Source organism: Escherichia sp. Lx600-2 (assembly GCF_036662595.1).
Lineage (GTDB): Bacteria > Pseudomonadota > Gammaproteobacteria > Enterobacterales > Enterobacteriaceae > Escherichia > Escherichia coli.
The window spans coordinates 1-17952 of record NZ_JAYQWM010000024.1; the positions used below are offsets into that span (position 1 = coordinate 1).

17 protein-coding genes and 1 pseudogene are annotated in these 17952 nt (G+C 50.2%); 6 read left to right on the top strand and 12 right to left on the bottom strand.

Translation table 11 applies throughout. The features are described from left to right. Positions 1–52: 52 nt before the first annotated feature. The 3 genes and pseudogenes from OQV04_RS11055 to OQV04_RS11065 all read right to left on the bottom strand — a co-directional run. Positions 53–256 (bottom strand): annotated as a pseudogene (locus OQV04_RS11055) (alkaline phosphatase); the annotation flags it as partial. A 100-nt stretch (positions 257–356) separates the two neighbouring features. Continuing rightward, entirely contained in the window at positions 357–617 is a 261-nt protein-coding gene (gene iraP, locus OQV04_RS11060; RefSeq protein ID WP_000792970.1) for an anti-adapter protein IraP, read from the bottom strand. A 181-nt stretch (positions 618–798) separates the two neighbouring features. Continuing rightward, the gene (locus OQV04_RS11065) at positions 799–1002 is read right to left on the bottom strand and encodes a hypothetical protein (RefSeq protein WP_077757345.1); all 204 of its coding nucleotides are present in this window, start codon (positions 1000–1002) and stop codon (positions 799–801) included. A gap of 77 nt (positions 1003–1079) precedes the next feature. On the opposite strand from OQV04_RS11065, the gene ddlA reads away from it, so the two are divergent. Then, on the top strand, positions 1080–2174 hold the full coding sequence (gene ddlA, locus OQV04_RS11070) for a D-alanine--D-alanine ligase (RefSeq protein WP_247806663.1): 1095 nt from the start codon (positions 1080–1082) through the stop codon (positions 2172–2174). Positions 2175–2197: 23 nt separating this feature from the next. Here ddlA and OQV04_RS11075 read toward each other — a convergent pair whose 3' ends face one another. Then, a complete protein-coding gene (locus tag OQV04_RS11075) occupies positions 2198–2410 on the bottom strand; it encodes a DUF2754 domain-containing protein (protein ID WP_001295334.1) in 213 nt (70 codons plus the stop codon). A gap of 259 nt (positions 2411–2669) precedes the next feature. Between OQV04_RS11075 and OQV04_RS11080 the strand changes: the two genes are divergently transcribed. Beyond that, complete coding sequence (locus OQV04_RS11080; RefSeq protein ID WP_000763151.1) at positions 2670–2978, top strand: YaiY family protein; 309 nt, start codon at positions 2670–2672, stop codon at positions 2976–2978. 58 nt (positions 2979–3036) lie between these two features. Here the strand turns inward: OQV04_RS11080 and yaiW are convergent, their stop codons facing one another. Then, positions 3037–4131, bottom strand: coding sequence for a surface-exposed outer membrane lipoprotein YaiW (yaiW, locus tag OQV04_RS11085; protein WP_032280376.1), 1095 nt, complete (start codon positions 4129–4131; stop codon positions 3037–3039). Between the two features lie 12 nt (positions 4132–4143). Beyond that, positions 4144–5364: a peptide antibiotic transporter SbmA gene (sbmA, locus tag OQV04_RS11090; RefSeq protein WP_001301663.1), complete on the bottom strand. Its 1221-nt coding sequence runs from the start codon at positions 5362–5364 to the stop codon at positions 4144–4146. A gap of 351 nt (positions 5365–5715) precedes the next feature. Between sbmA and ampH the strand changes: the two genes are divergently transcribed. Beyond that, positions 5716–6873 carry a D-alanyl-D-alanine-carboxypeptidase/endopeptidase AmpH gene (ampH, locus tag OQV04_RS11095; protein WP_000830741.1) on the top strand — a complete coding sequence of 386 codons (1158 nt, stop codon included), beginning with the start codon at positions 5716–5718 and terminating at the stop codon, positions 6871–6873. Here the strand turns inward: ampH and iprA are convergent, their stop codons facing one another. Both iprA and ehaB read right to left on the bottom strand, forming a co-directional pair. Continuing rightward, on the bottom strand, positions 6874–7497 hold the full coding sequence (iprA, locus tag OQV04_RS11100; protein WP_032280373.1) for a hydrogen peroxide resistance inhibitor IprA: 624 nt from the start codon (positions 7495–7497) through the stop codon (positions 6874–6876). 87 nt (positions 7498–7584) lie between these two features. Beyond that, the gene (gene ehaB, locus OQV04_RS11105) at positions 7585–10449 is read right to left on the bottom strand and encodes an autotransporter adhesin EhaB (protein WP_032280372.1); all 2865 of its coding nucleotides are present in this window, start codon (positions 10447–10449) and stop codon (positions 7585–7587) included. Positions 10450–10974: 525 nt separating this feature from the next. Here ehaB and hemB point away from each other — a divergent pair. Next, the gene (gene hemB / locus OQV04_RS11110; protein WP_001295337.1) at positions 10975–11949 is read left to right on the top strand and encodes a porphobilinogen synthase; all 975 of its coding nucleotides are present in this window, start codon (positions 10975–10977) and stop codon (positions 11947–11949) included. Between the two features lie 106 nt (positions 11950–12055). Here hemB and tauD read toward each other — a convergent pair whose 3' ends face one another. The 4 genes from tauD to tauA are packed head-to-tail and all read right to left on the bottom strand — an operon-like array spanning position 12056 to position 15470. Then, on the bottom strand, positions 12056–12907 hold the full coding sequence (gene tauD, locus OQV04_RS11115) for a taurine dioxygenase (RefSeq protein ID WP_000004024.1): 852 nt from the start codon (positions 12905–12907) through the stop codon (positions 12056–12058). Continuing rightward, entirely contained in the window at positions 12904–13731 is an 828-nt protein-coding gene (gene tauC, locus OQV04_RS11120; RefSeq protein ID WP_000114601.1) for a taurine ABC transporter permease TauC, read from the bottom strand. Before tauC ends, tauD begins: the two co-directional genes overlap by 4 nt. Beyond that, positions 13728–14495 (bottom strand): taurine ABC transporter ATP-binding subunit, encoded by a 768-nt coding sequence (gene tauB / locus OQV04_RS11125; protein WP_000939394.1) that lies wholly within the window; start codon positions 14493–14495, stop codon positions 13728–13730. Before tauB ends, tauC begins: the two co-directional genes overlap by 4 nt. A 12-nt stretch (positions 14496–14507) precedes the next feature. Beyond that, the gene (gene tauA / locus OQV04_RS11130; protein ID WP_001018417.1) at positions 14508–15470 is read right to left on the bottom strand and encodes a taurine ABC transporter substrate-binding protein; all 963 of its coding nucleotides are present in this window, start codon (positions 15468–15470) and stop codon (positions 14508–14510) included. 302 nt (positions 15471–15772) lie between these two features. Between tauA and OQV04_RS11135 the strand changes: the two genes are divergently transcribed. Together OQV04_RS11135 and OQV04_RS11140 are read left to right on the top strand one after the other, a co-directional pair. Next, complete coding sequence (locus tag OQV04_RS11135) at positions 15773–16402, top strand: response regulator transcription factor (protein ID WP_000621915.1); 630 nt, start codon at positions 15773–15775, stop codon at positions 16400–16402. After that, positions 16402–17943: an MASE1 domain-containing sensor histidine kinase gene (locus OQV04_RS11140; RefSeq protein WP_101969342.1), complete on the top strand. Its 1542-nt coding sequence runs from the start codon at positions 16402–16404 to the stop codon at positions 17941–17943. Before OQV04_RS11135 ends, OQV04_RS11140 begins: the two co-directional genes overlap by 1 nt. The last annotated feature ends 9 nt before the right edge of the window (positions 17944–17952 follow it).

Below are 17952 nucleotides of genomic sequence, written 5' to 3' on the forward strand. Positions count from 1 at the left end.
ATGGCTCATGATGTCCCTCTGGGATGCGCTCCGGATGAATATGATGATCTCATATCAGGAACTTGTTCGCACCTTCCCTAAGAGAATCACGCAGAGCGGCGGTCTGATCAGCCGTTAAGCGGCGAGCACCGCCGGGTGCAGTAATATCGCCCTGAGCAGCCCGGTTTTCCAGAACAGGCATTTCTGGTGTCCGGGCTTTTGTCACAGGGGTAAACAGTAACGGTAAGAGTGCCAGTGCAATAGTGCTTTGTTTCACTTTATTTTCTCCATGTACAAATACATTAAAAAATAAAAACAAAGCGACTATAAGTCTCGGCCGTGACAACTTTATGACAGCTGTTGAAAAGATTAACTTTTTACTGACGAGGATGCTTCAATAACTTCTTTACGTAATCGCGCAGCAGCTCCGTATCGTCGTCAGGAATGCTGGCATCGGGCTTTACCTCGTACAGCGCCCCCTCTACCTGATCAATCAACCGCTGTTGGTCATTTTGCGCCATATTGCGAAGCATTGCAGTGACGATAATCTCCAAAGCTTCTACCTGCGCACACAGTTCTTTCGACTCTTCTTCTTTTTGGGCAAGCTTAAATAACAACTCAGCAATGAGATTTTTCATGTCTGTATTTCCTTATCCAAAGTATGGAGAAGTTAACATTATGTTTCACAACTTCATAGTGTCTGGAAGTATTATTTTTATGACAAAGGAAATACTTTACGCAAATATTTTTTGTTTGATTACCAGCGAAACGTTTCTCTTATTTAAATAATTACCCACACAAAATATAGGCTTTTAATTATCAACCTTTATTATAAATAAAAGTTATGAAATATATTCTCTTCGTTAACTTATAATTAAGAGAAAAAAACTCACCGCATGGCCATTTAAGCCAGGAATAAATTAGCTTCCCGTTCATCATTTTCGTGATCTTGCGCACATCTTTGAGATAACACACTTTCTTCACCAGTACGTTGCACGCTTTGTCAGCAGAAGATTGCAACAATCTTTCAGAAGGCCGCGAATCCCCCGTTTTGTCGTGGTAATGTATGCACTTTGTGTTAGACGGGATAGGTTTTTAAGATGGAAAAACTGCGGGTAGGAATCATTTTTGGTGGTAAATCAGCGGAACATGAAGTGTCTCTGCAATCGGCAAAAAACATTGTCGATGCCATTGATAAAAGTCGCTTCGACGTTGTGCTGCTGGGCATTGATAAACAAGGGCAATGGCACGTCAGCGATGCCAGCAATTATCTGCTAAATGCAGACGATCCTGCCCATATTGCGTTGCGCCCTTCGGCGACCAGCCTCGCCCAGGTGCCAGGTAAACATGAGCATCAGCTTATCGACGCGCAAAACGGTCAGCCGTTGCCGACGGTGGATGTCATTTTCCCGATTGTCCACGGTACGCTGGGCGAAGATGGTTCCTTGCAGGGAATGCTGCGGGTCGCCAATTTACCGTTTGTAGGTTCTGATGTTCTGGCTTCAGCAGTCTGTATGGATAAAGATGTAACCAAACGTCTGCTACGCGATGCCGGGCTGAACATTGCGCCATTTATTACCCTGACGCGCGCTAATCGTCACAACATCAGTTTTGCCGAAGTGGAGTCTAAACTGGGGTTACCACTGTTTGTAAAACCGGCTAATCAGGGCTCTTCTGTTGGTGTCAGCAAAGTAACCAGTGAAGAACAGTACGCAATTGCCGTCGATCTGGCGTTCGAGTTCGATCATAAAGTGATCGTTGAGCAAGGGATCAAAGGTCGTGAGATCGAATGCGCAGTTCTGGGCAACGACAATCCGCAAGCCAGCACCTGTGGCGAGATCGTACTCACCAGCGATTTCTATGCCTACGACACCAAGTACATTGACGAAGATGGCGCGAAAGTGGTAGTTCCGGCAGCCATTGCGCCAGAAATCAACGATAAGATCCGGGCGATTGCCGTTCAGGCTTATCAGACGTTGGGATGCGCAGGCATGGCGCGTGTAGACGTGTTTTTAACCCCAGAGAACGAAGTGGTGATCAACGAGATCAACACACTGCCTGGCTTCACCAACATCAGTATGTATCCGAAGCTGTGGCAAGCCAGCGGTCTGGGTTACACCGATCTGATCACACGTTTGATTGAGCTGGCGCTGGAGCGTCACGCTGCGGATAACGCATTGAAAACCACAATGTAATATTTTAACGCCCGATAATATTCTTATTGGGCGTTTTCAGTTTCTTCATCGCGACGACGAATAATCAACCCCGCCAGCCAGAAACTAATCACCCACGTCACCAGACCGACGGCATAGGTCTGCCAACCTTTTGCTTCAAATCCCAGTAACCCCACCACGCCATTAAGAATGAATATAAGGCCAATGGCGAACGCATAGTAGTGCCAGTCACGGCGGATTTTTACAGGCAGATTCATGGCTGCTCCGTTAACGAAAAACAACATCCTTGCATATTCTGCAACAACCGTCTGTGGTGTAGACAACATTTTCGCAGTTGTTAATAAATTTAACTTAAAGTTGCTATTTTGTGACTCGCAACGAAGATTCACGCTTCGGGAATATTCCCAACATCAATTTACCATGATTCTGATATTGACAATCTAAATGACCTGTCAGACTTGCCATAAGCCGCTGGTATCACACCAGAAGAGAAGCAGATGACTTCCGGAGGTTTTTATGGCTGATTTCACCCTGTCAAAATCGCTGTTTAGCGGAAAATATCGCAATGCCTCTTCAACGCCTGGCAACATTGCCTATGCGTTGTTTGTGCTGTTTTGCTTTTGGGCTGGGGCGCAATTGCTGAACCTGTTAGTGCATGCGCCCGGCGTCTATGAGCGTTTAATGCAGGTCCAGGAAACAGGTCGCCCACGGGTGGAAATTGGTTTAGGTGTCGGCACCATTTTCGGGCTGATCCCGTTTTTAGTAGGCTGCCTCATTTTTGCAGTGGTGGCGCTATGGCTGCACTGGCGACATCGCCGCCAGTAAGATTTACGTTGCCAGATACGGCCTAAAACGCCTTATCTGGCATGACATTCCTGTTTGATCACTGTTTCATACAACGCGCCCGCCGTTCGTCTACGCGCTTCGCAAACCAGGCCGTAGTCAGGTTGCGGGTGATTTTCGGGCTTTCCAGTTGAATGCCAGGCAACATTTCGCGGGGGAGTGATTTACCCGTTTTCGCTTCGGCAAGTTGATAAACTTTCTTGTACAGCGCCGTCTCCTCAAAAGAGAAGCTGTCACCTTTATCTAGCTGACGACGAATTTCGCTGTCGCTCATCCCCAGTTTTGCCGCCAGTTTGCGCGTTGCCAGTTCGGTTTTCCCGGGTTCTTTACTGTCGTAACGAATTAAATCACCGTCCAGTGCCAGCTTCACGCCGCTGGCCTTACTGACCGCGTTCTGAAACGCGGCATTACGGCTGGCGTACCAGCCAGCGTTAAAATCAGCAAAACGGTATATCGGTGCGCTATAACTGGCGGGATAATTCAGTAAATGGTAAGTACCAAACCACAACCCGCCGCGGCGACTAAAGACTTCCTGACGGACTGTACCGTCCATTTTCCACGGATACCCTTTGGTATGCTGTTCGGCAAAAGCAATGCTGACCTGCATCGGCCCACCGGTGCGCACCGGATTAAGCGAACCAAACAGCGTCTGCCCCATTGGCACCATGCTGATCAGATCGTCAAAAATCGCGCTCAATTGCTTTTCTGTACGCACCGAATCTAACCGTTCGCTATAACTTTTGCCGTTTGGCGATTTGATTTTTAGCGCGGTATGAACCAGAAAAGGAGGAATGTGCATCCGTTCAGCACGACGGTCAATCTCTTGCCAGGCGATTTTGCTTAAGCCCGGAACGGCCGGATCTGCCTGATAATTTGACTCCTGCTGCGCCACCGCCAGCACCGAGCAGACGTTTTCCAGCGTCGGTGCCAGCCCCTGACTTTCAAAGGTGGTGGCGAGATCTTTTGCCCAGGCATCGCGGTCTTTCACGTTCGCAGGCATCTTCTGCCGCACGACGCTCGCCACATCTATCTCTTTTTCGCCCTTTTTCAACGGTTGCGGAGCCCGACTACTACACCCCGCTAAAACCAGAACCGCCAACAATGACAGCGAAGATAGAGGATTGACGCGCGACATTACTTCTCCTTTTTAGCTCAAGGTATGGGTTACTTCCTGAATTTTGTCACCATCCAGCTCATGTTCAAAGCTGCGCAGACGTTTGTAGATAGACATCAACTCAACCAGTGTGGTCCATGAGTTAATCAGGTACTGGAAAGCACCGCGAACCTGACCAAAAACGTTGGTAATCTGCGTCATCAGGCCGAGCGTAATCGTACCGGCAACAATTGACGGAAACAGCAAGAACAAACCGAAAACGTTATCGACCTGCAAATAGAGAATGCGGGCGATGTTGAAATACATATAGTGAAAATAGAGGCGGAAATAGTTTTTCCGTACGGCGCTAAACAGCTCGCGTACCGTAGGCGGCGTCGCGCGCGTGGCATCGTCTTCACCATAAACCAGCTCTTTACGGTAGGCAGCCTCTACTCGCTGGTTTTTAAACTCCAGCCCCGGCAGTTTAATCCCTACCACTGCCAGTAATCCGGTCCCCATCAGCGACCAGACGATAGCGGCAATCACCAGACCATACGGAATGTGCCCGATAATCGGCAGCTCCGGCACATGCGCGGAGAGCGTTACCAGCACCGGCAGGAAGGCGATCAACGTCATGATGGCGTTGATAAAACTGACGCCCATATTCTCCAGCGTTGAAGCAAAACGCATGGTGTCTTCCTGCACACGCTGTGCGGCGCCTTCGATATGACGCAGTTGTTGCCAGTTCGCCATGTAATATTCGTTCATCGCCGTACGCCAGCGGAACACGTAGTGACTGACAAAGAAGTTATTCAGCACACTGATCACTACCGCGATCAGCGCAATCCCCAGAAAGACGCCCACTTCGCGGTAAAATTGTTCGATGGTGACTTTATGCGGCGAACTTAGCGCGGTTTGAATCAGATCATAGAACGGCGCATACCAGGCGTTGACGGCAACCCCGACTTCCACCAAAAACCAGGTGACGAAGATAATCAGCGCAGTACCGAGTATTGACCAGTATTGCCAACGATGCGGGCTGTAGATAAACCAGAACAATGCAAAAAGTCCTACGCAAACAATGTAGTAAGCGTAAAAAATCAGGAAATCCAACGACCAGAAACGCGCGGCGCTAATCGGGATCTGCCCGGAAGCGCCGGTGATACGCGCCACCCAGTCACCCCCACCGGCTTGCCAGAAGATAACGGCAATCAATGCCCAAACAAAGGCCGAGAGAAAAAACGTTCCCGGCTTTGGGAAAAAAGACTTAAACATATGCACTCCTGCTAACTTCTTATCGTTTTAACAACTGCTGTGTATTAACCGCATGACCGCTACAAAGCGTCAGCCAAATGAAACCGCCCATTGTGACCCATAGCAAGGCGCTTAGTTCGCCAGCCTGACCATAAGAATTGTTTCGACGGATTTCATAAACCAAAGATTGTTTACATAAGCGGATTAACACGCGCAGGATCACAAATGCAGGCATTGGTGAGCAGGAAAAAGATCGTGTTTACGCGCCGTTACGTTTTTAACACTATTATTGCACTAATTCGCCCTTTGCAATCCATCAATGAGTAGTATAAATACGCTCAGTTACCTTCATTCAATTTATGGACACCACCGTTGAAACGTAGTCTGCTTTTTTCTGCCGTGCTGTGTGCGGCGTCATTGACCTCCGTCCATGCGGCACAGCCGATCACTGAACCGGAGTTCGCTTCTGATATTGTTGATCGTTATGCCGATCATATTTTTTACGGCAGCGGTGCCACGGGGATGGCGCTGGTTGTTATCGACGGTAACCAGCGCGTCTTTCGCAGTTATGGCGAAACGCGACCTGGTAATAACGTTCGCCCGCAGCTGGATTCGGTCGTGCGTATTGCTTCCCTCACCAAGCTAATGACCAGTGAAATGCTGGTGAAATTGCTCGACCAGGGGACCGTGAAGTTAAACGATCCGCTAAGTAAATATGCTCCGCCAGGCGCACGCGTGCCAACCTACAATGGGACGCCCATTACGCTGGTCAATCTGGCAACCCATACCAGCGCCCTGCCCCGTGAACAGCCCGGTGGCGCGGCACATCGTCCGGTGTTTGTCTGGCCAACGCGCGAGCAACGCTGGAAATACCTTTCTACGGCGAAGCTGAAAGCCGCGCCAGGCAGTCAGGCGGCGTACTCTAACCTTGCGTTCGACCTGCTGGCAGATGCACTGGCGAATGCGTCCGGCAAGCCTTATACCCAGTTGTTTGAAGAGCAGATTACCCGTCCATTGGGGATGAAAGACACCACCTACACCCCCTCACCGGATCAGTGCCGCCGTTTAATGGTTGCTGAGCGCGGTGCCAGTCCATGCAATAACACGCTGGCGGCAATTGGCAGCGGCGGCGTCTATTCCACGCCTGGCGATATGATGCGCTGGATGCAGCAGTATTTGTCATCTGATTTTTATCAGCGCAGTAACCAGGCAGATCGCATGCAGACGTTGATTTATCAGCGCGCGCAGTTTACGAAAGTGATTGGTATGGATGTCCCCGGCAAAGCGGATGCGCTTGGTTTAGGCTGGGTATATATGGCCCCGAAAGAGGGGCGTCCGGGGATTATTCAGAAGACAGGTGGTGGTGGCGGTTTCATTACCTATATGGCGATGATCCCGCAGAAGAATATTGGCGCGTTTGTGGTGGTCACTCGTTCGCCGTTGACGCGCTTTAAAAATATGAGCGATGGCATCAATGATCTGGTGACCGAGCTAAGCGGGAATAAACCGTTGGTTATCCCCGCATCCTGATTAATACTCTGAAGGCAAACGGTTGATAGCGACCAGTTTGCCTTTATTCATTTCGATATAGCCGCCTTTACGCAAAGCAGCGAGAACTTCTGCGACGACAGAACGCGATATGCGTGTACGTTGATGGATATAATTCATCACACCAATACATGATCGCAATTCTTCATTCCAGTCAATCATTGATAATAATGTTGCGCGGATTTGTTCGTAGGAATTATGCCCAATGAGCTGCACGTCGCGTAATTCCAGAATTCTATTTTGCCAGGCTAACCAGTAAAAAGCGTCTCGCCAGAGTTGATTTTGTTCAATAAGCGTAATGGTTTGTTTGGCTGGTAGATGATATCCCGTACAATTTCCTTCTGATATTAATTTGTATGGTATATCGTTTTTCATTAAACCATCAGCCAGCCCCATAATATAAGGAGCCTGGGTAATACCGATAAGTACGTTTTCTTCTCTACGCAGAGAGATAACTCCCTCTAAAATAACGAAAGTATCTTCGTTATTGACATCACTGGAAAATATAACTTGCTTTTCATTATTAAACTCGAAGCGCGTACCGTATCTGGACAAACATTTATCGAGCTTACCAAATTCCTGAAGAGGTTTAACTACAGATAACATTTGCGCGTCCTTTGCAGTAATGCCCGTCAAATCCTTGACGGGCATTATTTAGATTAAATTACCAGTATTTCTTCGGAGTGAAGAATATTACCAGGTATATTTAACACCCACGTTCGCGGACCAGTCTTGATCTACGTCACCACCACCGAGGTAGTTAGCATCGGTATAGGCGCTGAAGTTCTTAGTGAAGCTGAACTGAGTACCCAGACCAACACGTACCGCAGACCCTTCAGTACCGTTATCGATGGAATCACCGTTCACATCGTTATCGTTGTTAGAGTCGTCGTAGACGTAAGCCAGTTTGAAGTACGGTGTCAGAGCCTGATCTTCGCTGTAGGTGAAGGTATAACCTGCATCTACACCCAGTTCATAACGCATGCTGCCGTAAGGAGTCACGTAACCAGCATCACCCAGTTTGAAGTCGTAACCGGCTTTCAAACCGAAGCCCCAAGCGTCGGAGTTGGTGCTACCGTCAACGTAAGTACCGTTGCTCATGGTTGCAGACAGGTCGTTGTTGAAGTGAGAGTAGCTCAAGCTACCATCAACAAAGACGTTGTTCGCGAAGTGAGCAGAAGAGTAGATGTAGGCAGTCTGGCTGTCTTGATCCACCTGACCAGAACGGTCATTCATGTCACCTTTAGCGAAGCCTGCAGCCGCACCGACGATCCACTTAGCGTTGTTACCGTCAATTTTGGTATCAACACCGACCATGATGCCGTTAACATCCTGATCATAGTTGATGGTGCCGTTGTCGCCGTTGAAGTTACCACCGAAGTAGCTTACCCATGCGCCGCCGTTATCAGCCAGGCCATGACGAGAGTTGGTCAAACGAGTACCAACGGTGTCTTGTTCCAGGTTCCAGATATTGGTGTTCGCAGATGGGATGCTCAGCGCCATGTTAGCGTAGTCGGTCAGCTCCATCTGTTGCAGAACAACGGTGTTACCGCGCTGTTCAGCCTGATAGGTGTATGCACCCAGGTCAGCTTTGTTAGCAGCAGAGAAGGTCGCGTTGCTGTTTTTGTCGTTGACGTAGATCAGCTCGTTGCCGTTGTAGTCAGCGATAGAACCAGCACCAGTAGCGTTGTCGATACGAACTTTGTAGTTACCGGTTGCGGCTGCAACATGGTCACCGTTGTTATCAACTTCGTTCTGACCAGCTTCGATAGAAGCAGTGTTGTCGTTATCGCCGTTACCGTTAATAGTCAGGTGACCATCAGAGTTCATTGCGATTAAGCCATAACCGTAGTTTGACTTGGTAGTATCGTTGGTACGATCGTTGACCAGATCGGTATCCATTACGTAATCACTGCTATGGATATCGAATACACCAGCGTGAATGTTGCCGTTAGTATCAGTGGTACTGGTCAGATTCAGGGTATCGGCCTGGAACGGGTTAGCATCGAACTGATCAACGTTAACATCCAACAGACCGTCGTTAGTTACGGTGATGGTATTTGCGTACAGTGCAGCATCTTCTAAACCCCAGCCCGCAGAAACATCATCAGACATTTTAACGGTACTATTGTCGATGGTCAGGGTATTAGTCGCTACATGACCGTCTTCACCGATGTTCAGGTTAGAACCGCCAGTCAGAGAGATAGTGTCAGAGATCAGACGAGAGTCTGCAACATTAACCTGGGAACCGCTGTTAATACTTAAAGTATCAATCAGAGAAGATTTTGTTGTATCCCACTCTGAACCACCGTTCAAAGTCACATTAAACAAACCGCTCTGGTAAACTTCGTTTCCTACGATATGGCCATTTTCGTCATATTGAGTATTGATGTTATCAACACCGACAGTTGATGAAGGCCACAGGCTGTTAGCTGCAATATCGAGCAGAGTTGCAGTTGCTTCAGTACCAACAGCATATCCGTCGTAAGAACCATCACCATCTTCATCAACCATATGAACAGACATTGCAGCGCCAACCCACTTGCTGCCGTTGTTCAGAGTCACATCCATACGGTCTGTGCCATCCCAACCGTTGGTATCTACATCACCATCAGCATCGCGATAGCTGTCAGCACCTTGCGGGAAGAAGTTTTCATCGAAATTACTGGAGAAAACAACATCACCCATCAGTGTTGAGTTGTCTAAAGTTACTGTAGTCTGCATCGCATTATCAGCATACGGATTTGCGATTGCGGCAATTGCAACATCGTCTGCAGTCAGCGTGTTGCTATAGTTGCTGGCATTACCAGTATGGCCAAACCAACCAGTAGTACCTTCATCAGTCCATGAACCAGAGGTCACAGTAGAATCTTTAACAGTAATAGTGTTATTAAACACTTCGCTGCTGTTTACGCCAGTGCTGACTGTGTTGTCGTCAATATCTTCCCACTCATAACCCTGAGTCAGCGTAATACCTGCTACATGAGAGTTATTAGTGATGGACAGATCAACTTCCTGATCCAGTGTAATAGCAGTACCCATATCGTAAACATCTACAACATGAGTGTCAGCGGCATTATTATAGGTACCGTTGTAAGTATAATGCTCGTAGTTGTCATCGATCGTTGAATTATCAACGCTCAGTGTCAGACGATCATAAACATAACCAGTAGCACGGTCATCAGCACAATCAGTAGTCATGCACTCAGAGGTAATCATACCGTGAATAGTGCTGTTTTTGATTGTCAGACTATTGGCGTTGGTATTGGTAGAAATACCGTCGTCCAGATAGTAGGTAGAAATCACGCCGTTAACGGTAGCGTTATTAATGACCGGGTAGATATCGCCGTTGTAATAGCTATCAGCGGCATAGTTGTTCCAGCCTACATAACCATCATAGTAAACGTCATCAGCATAGGTGGCGTCGTTGTAGTGATGGAAAGTATTGTAAGTTTGACCAGAAATATCGTTGGTCGCTGCATTAGCCTGAGAGGTGATAGCCAGAGTGCAAGCCAATGCTAATTGTGATACTACAAGTTTCTTTTTCCAGGAGTGCATTTGTCATCCCTCCTCAGGGACGTAATAAGTTGATCCATCAATTATCAATGCATAGAAAACATCTTATGTTTCGCGTTGACGATTATGCGGCGTTATAGAGGAATGGTTCAATTATTCTTTCCCCTAAGTCCGATTGTGGACATATATAAAAATATCTATACGCACAAAGAATAAGTTGACAAAAACACTGCATTTCAACACGTTAATGAAATCATTAATTTTGAATTATAGATCCTAAAAATACCAAAACAACAAATCAGACAAATAATGTATCAATAAGCAATGAACTTTAAGTAATTCAATTTTTGACAGTTCAACCAAATTGGCAAAAATAATAACCAGCACCTATAAATAAAAATTAAAAAATATTTTCAGTGAATATGAAGTTATTGCTATTTCTATTACAAAGATGCCCTGGTCTCTCTTTCATTCTCTTCTTGTCAACATCGTGACAACTTTCGTAAAACACTCCTGCCCCGCTTCAGGTATACTGTGCACCTTAATTCCACAAACATCAGGCAGACCATGACAGACTTAATCCAACGCCCTCGTCGCCTGCGCAAATCTCCTGCGCTGCGCGCTATGTTTGAAGAGACAACACTTAGCCTTAACGACCTGGTGTTGCCGATCTTTGTTGAAGAAGAAATTGACGACTACAAAGCCGTTGAAGCCATGCCTGGCGTGATGCGCATTCCAGAGAAACATCTGGCACGCGAAATTGAACGCATCGCCAACGCCGGTATTCGTTCCGTGATGACTTTCGGCATCTCTCACCATACCGATGAAACCGGCAGCGATGCCTGGCGGGAAGATGGACTGGTGGCGCGTATGTCGCGCATCTGCAAGCAGACAGTGCCAGAAATGATTGTCATGTCAGACACCTGCTTCTGTGAATACACTTCTCACGGTCACTGCGGTGTGCTGTGCGAGCATGGCGTCGACAACGACGCGACTCTGGAAAATTTAGGCAAGCAAGCCGTGGTTGCAGCTGCTGCAGGTGCAGACTTCATCGCCCCTTCCGCCGCGATGGATGGCCAGGTACAGGCGATTCGCCAGGCGCTGGACGCTGCTGGCTTTAAAGATACGGCGATTATGTCGTATTCGACCAAGTTCGCCTCCTCCTTTTATGGTCCGTTCCGTGAAGCTGCCGGAAGCGCATTAAAAGGCGACCGCAAAAGCTATCAGATGAACCCAATGAACCGTCGTGAGGCGATTCGTGAGTCACTGCTGGATGAAGCCCAGGGCGCAGACTGCCTGATGGTTAAACCTGCTGGAGCGTACCTCGACATCGTGCGTGAGCTGCGTGAACGTACTGAATTGCCGATTGGCGCGTATCAGGTGAGCGGTGAGTATGCGATGATTAAGTTCGCCGCGCTGGCGGGTGCTATAGATGAAGAGAAAGTCGTGCTCGAAAGCTTAGGTTCGATTAAGCGTGCGGGTGCGGATCTGATTTTCAGCTACTTTGCGCTGGATTTGGCTGAGAAGAAGATTCTGCGTTAATTTTGTTTCCTCTCAGAAAGGGGGAGTTAACCTGTTGAAAGCACGGTGAACGCCCCCTCACCCTAACCCTCTCCCCAAGGGGGCGAGAGGACCGTCCACTCTCGTATTACCCCGCCCGATAAAACGGTTTATCCCCAAGAATCGTCGCCCGATGCATAATCCGCCGCTGTGGCAGGTAATCGGCATTGGCATAGTGCTGAGTCACACGGTTATCCCAAATCGCAATATCATTCGGTTGCCAGCGCCAGCGCACCTGAAACTCCGGTTTAGTGATATGGGCGAATAAAAAGCCTAACAAGGCTTCGCTCTCTTTCTCGCTGACATCAACAATTCGCGTAGTAAAGCCTTCATTCACAAACAGCGCCTGTTTACCGCTCACCGGATGCGTTCGCACCACCGGATGTAGCAACGGCGGATTTTTCGCAACCGCCTCGCGCCAGCGTTGATGTTCCTCTTCGGTTTTGCGGTATTTGTATTCCGGGAACGATTTACGAAAATCATGCTCCGCACGCAGCCCGCTCAGCAGCTGGCGGAAGGGAACAGAGAGCGCCTCATAGGCCGCAATACCGCTGGTCCAGAGCGTATCGCCGCCGGTCGAAGGTAACTCTTTCGCTGCCAGAATCGCCCCTGCGGGTGGCGTTTCAATAAATGTCACATCGGTATGCCAGTTGTCGTTATCTGGCGGATTATCGTTATGGGTATCCAGCACGATGATCTCGTCAACCCCTTCGGCATGAGGGTAAACAGGGTGAATATGCAGTTCGCCAAAACGCTGGGCCAGCGCGCGTTGCTGCTGCGGCGTAATGGCTTGATCGCGCAGAAACACCACCTGATGGCGCAGTACCGCATGGTAAAGTTGTTCAAACTGATTATCGCTTAACGGGCGCGTCAGGTCGGCACCCGAAATTTGTGCTCCGATATACGGCCCCAGCGGGGTAATGCTCAGACGTTCACTCATTGTACTTCTCCATGCCAGGGCGTCAGGCGGCGCTGTAACGCGCGCAGACCCAGTTCTAAAAGAAAGGCGATAATCGCAATCACCGCGATCCCCGCCAGCACCACGTCAGTCGCGAGAAATTCACCCGCTGACTGAACCATAAATCCTAAACCGCGCGTCGCGGCAATCAGCTCCGCCGCCACCAGCGTAGACCAGCCCACACCCAGACCAATACGTAATCCGGTGAGGATTTCCGGCAGCGCGCCGGGCAAAATGACAAACCACAGCACCTGCGCACGGCTGGCACCCAGCGACTGGGCAGCACGAATGCGAACCTGCTGCGCGCTTTTCACCCCCGCCAGCGCCGACATCGCCACCGGTGCAAAAATCGCTAAATAGATCAGTAAGATCTTCGAGGTTTCACCAATACCAAACCAGATCACCATCAGCGGCAAATAAGCCAGCGGCGGCACCGGACGATAAAGCTCGATTATCGGATCCAGAATGCCGCGCACCGTCGGGCTTAGCCCCATGGCGATCCCGACCGGAATGCCGATCAACACCGCCGCGAGTAGCGCCAGCACAATGCGCGTCAGGCTGGCTGCCAGATGCTGCCACAGCGTGGCGTCCATAAATCCCTGCGGTCCGGCAATGGTGAGCAGTTTTGCCAGTACTTGTTGCGGCGGCGGCAAAAACAGCGGGCTAATCAGTTGCAGCGCCGCCACCGTCCACCATACAGTGAGTAAAACCGCTAACGTGCCAATGCTTAAGGTCACCTGACGCGAGAGCGGCCAGCGCCATTTCAGCCGCCGCGAATGCAGTTTTTCATTAATGAGCACACTCATGAGAACGCCTCCCGTTGCTCAAATACGCGGCTTAAAACATATTCGCGCATGGCGATGAATTGTGGATCGGACTTGATGCTGCGGCTCGACTCTCCCGCAACAAAGCGGCGAGCAAAGTTGAGCGGCAGCCGCTCCAGCACGCGGCCAGGGCCGGGTGAAAGCAGAACCAGTTCAGTCGCCATAAACACCGCTTCTTCTATATCGTGGGTAATCAACAGCACCTGCTTGCCCGTCTCCTGCCAGAGTTTCAGCAGCAGGGTTTGCATCTGGTCGCGGGTGAAGGCGTCCAGCGCACCAAACGGTTCGTCGAGTAATAACAGCTGGGGATTCGCCGCCAGCGCGCGGGCAATCCCCACCCGCTGACGTTGACCACCGGAAAGCTGCCAGATGTAGCGTTTTTCTGCGCCTTCCAGCCCCACTTTTTTCAGCATCTGGTGCGCGATTTCCAGTCGCTGCATTTTCTCTATACCTGCCAATTGCAGGCCGAACGCCACGTTGTCCTGTACATTGCGCCACGGTAGTAGCCCTTCATTCTGAAAAACTACGCCACGCTCTGCTCCCGGCCCCTCAATACGCTTACCCGCCAGTTGAATGCTGCCATGCTGATAAGGCACAAAACCGGCAATCAAATTCAGCAGGGTGGTTTTACCGCAGCCGGACGGCCCCAGCACCACCAGTAGCTCGCCGCTTTCCAGCGTCAGGTTGATATCTTCCAGTACCGGTTTGCCGCCATAATCGGCGTAAAGATGAGAGATTTGCAGCATCTGCGCCTCCTTTTATTGCACGAAGCGCGAGGTAACGTACTGGCTGTAATCATTCGCTACAGCCGGGACCTTGCCCTGCTCTTTCAAAAACTGCGCGGTGTCGATGATCGCTTTGTTCACCGGTCCGGTCAGTTCTGCCGTTTGTTGCTGCGGCGTCAGATAGGTATTCCCCTTCACCAGCCCCGGAACGTCACCTTCAGGCACGCCGCTTAAACGCGCCAGTTTGCTGATGTTTTCCGGCTGTTTCAGCCACACGTCTGGGTTAGCAATGTACGGTTGCTGAGCATCGATGGCGCTTTTAGCGAACGCTTTCACGACCTCAGGATGTTTCTCGGCAAAATCTTTGCGCACCACCCAAACGTCCAGCGTTGGCGCGCCCCACTGCCCGACCTGTTCAGAATCGGTCAACACCTTGCCGTCTTTTTCCAGGGCGTTAACCGCCGGTGCCCAGACATAAGCACCATCAATATCTCCCCGCTGCCAGGCAGCGATAATCGCGGGCGGCTGCAGGTTCACAATCTCCACTTGCCCGGGTTTAATGCCCCAGTGTTTCAGCGCCGCCAGCAGGCTGTAGTGGGTGGTGGAGATAAACGGTACGGCGATGCGTTTGCCAATCAGATCTTCCGGTTTGCTGATAGTTTTCTTTACCACCAGCGCTTCGGAGTTACCCAGTTTTGACGCCAGCAAGAAGACTTCAATCGGCACCTGTTGGCTGGCTGCAACCGCTAACGGGCTGGAACCAAGGTTGCCGATTTGCACGTCGCCAGAAGCCAGCGCCCGCACGATGCTGGCTCCGCTGTCAAACTTACGCCAGTCCACGGTTGCTCCGCTTTCTTTAGCAAAGGTGTTGTCGGCCTGAGCCACTTTCGCCGGTTCGGCTGAGGTTTGATACGCCACGGTGACGTTCACCGCCTGCGCCTGAAAAGCGATGAATGCCAGTGCGGCAAGAAGAGTGTTACGCGATGAAATTGCCATGATTATCTGCTCCCCTGTCTTGTTATGGGAGCAGTATTTCGTTGCGGGTCAGTTTGATAAAGGAATTAAAAGGTCTTGTTAAGAACAAAGCGTTTTTAGAAAAAAATCGGCAATGGTTAGCGAGTTTGCGCATTTTGCGGTTTTGGCGAACGTATCCCGCCGGTTCACAAGCCAGATAAGATGTGCGCGCTCCGGCAAATTATTGCCATTTTGTTACATCCATTCCATATCTGTCGCTGGTTGATTGCCAGCGCCGCGCCGTGATGCATGATAGGAGAATTAGATAATAAGAGAAGAAAAGTATGATTCGGGTAGTGCTGGTGGATGACCATGTGGTGGTGCGCTCTGGCTTCGCACAATTACTCTCTCTGGAAGACGATCTGGAGGTCATTGGTCAGTACAGTAGTGCCGCGCAGGCATGGTCGGCATTAATCCGTGATGACGTCAATGTTGCCGTCATTGATATTGCCATGCCGGACGAAAACGGCCTCAGTTTGCTTAAGCGCCTGCGTGCACAAAAACCGCAATTTCGCGCCATTATTCTTAGCATTTATGACGCGCCAACCTTTGTGCAAAGCGCGCTGGATGCCGGTGCCAGCGGGTATTTAACCAAACGCTGTGGGCCGGAAGAGTTAGTACAGGCGGTGCGCTCGGTCGGGCTGGGCGGGCATTATCTCTGTGCCGATGCGATTCGGGCTTTACGCGGCGGCGGGCAACCCGCCCAGGCGCTGGAAATTCTCACCCCACGAGAACGTGAAGTGTTTGATTTACTGGTCAAAGGAGACAGCGTTAAAGAGATCGCCTTTAAACTCGAACTCAGTCATAAAACGGTACATGTGCATCGCGCCAATGTGCTGGGAAAACTGAACTGCCATAGCACCATTGAACTGGTACATTTTGCGCTCGACCACCATCTGCTGGCGGGGCATTAATGTCGCGCAATCTTCGTCATTGGGTGATTTCGCTGTTTATTGTGCTGGCCTGGGGAACCGGCTGGCTGATGCTGTGGACGCTCAGCTTTTATCTGACCAATAACGGTCAACAGGCGGTGTTGTTTCTCCCGCAGGGAGTTTATCTCGCCCTTGTTATTTTGCTCTCTCGCCGCTACTGGCCTGCGTTGGTGCTCCCCCCTTTGCTGATGATGTTCTGGCTCCATAGTGAACAGCTATTGAACGGTTATCTCATGCTGGCAACGCCGGTTATTAGCCTGTTTCCTGTCCTCCTTGCGCAAAACTTCTGGCACCGTTTTCCACTTTACTGGCAGCGTCTGACGTTGCTGTTAGCCACTGTCACGGCAGCTTCATTGTTGAATACCGCCCTGCTCTCCCCTTTTATGTCAGACCCAATAATGCTGCCGGGTTTGACCTCATTTACCGGCGGCGTATTACTGACGCCGTTTGTCTATCTTATCTTTGAGTTTCTGCGCCAGCAGCATCGCTACCAGCTCCTGGGACTCGATACGCATAATCCCCCCTTGCGTACCTCTTTAATCATCTGGTGTAGCCTGTTTTTTATTATTGGTATCGGCACTCAGATGGTGCTGTCACCTGAAATTGAACGTCTGCTGTTGATCGTGGTCTTTTTGCCCAATGTGGTGATGGCGTGGAAATTTGGCTGGCAAGGTGGCGTACTCTCCGGGCTTTTGGGCAGCATGATGATCACCATCGCCCGCCAGATTGGCGTGGGCTTTAGTAACCTGGTGGAGCTGGAGATTTTCCTCGCGACCCAGGCCTTGCTGGGAATTGGCCTGGGCATTGCCATCAGTCGCCAGCAACATCTGGCGCTAAACCTGCACCATTACCGACAACGGCTGGAGGCCGAGCTGGCAGCGCGGCGGGCATTGGCGGAAAAGCTGATCCACACCGAGGAGGACACGCGAAAAAACCTGGCGCGAGAGCTGCACGACGAAATCGGTCAGAACATCACCGCCATTCAGATCCAGTCGCAACTGGTGAAGCGGGCGCGTGATCCGGCGCAAATTCAATCCGCAGCCAGCCAAATCAATGAGCTCGCCCGCCGCATTCATCTCTCCACCCGCCAATTGCTGCGCCAGTTGCGGCCTCCCGCGCTTGATGAACTGACATTTCGCGAAGCGTTGTTGCATCTGATTAATGAATTTGCCTTTAGTGAACGCGGCATTCATTGCCAGTTTGCCTATCAACTGAACTCCACACCAGAAAACGAAACGGTGCGCTTTACCTTGTATCGGTTATTGCAGGAGTTGCTCAATAACATCTGTAAACACGCCGAAGCCAGCGAAGTGACGATTATCCTGCGCCAGCAGGGAGAGGTATTGCATCTGGAAGTCAGCGACAACGGTGTGGGGATCGCCAGCGGGAAAATGGCCGGATTTGGCATTCAGGGGATGCGTGAGCGCGTCAGCGCCCTGGGCGGCGACTTAACGCTCGAAAAACAGCACGGCACGCGGGTAATTGTTAACTTGCCCACATTTTTGCAACAAATCGCCGGATAACCAGGAAAA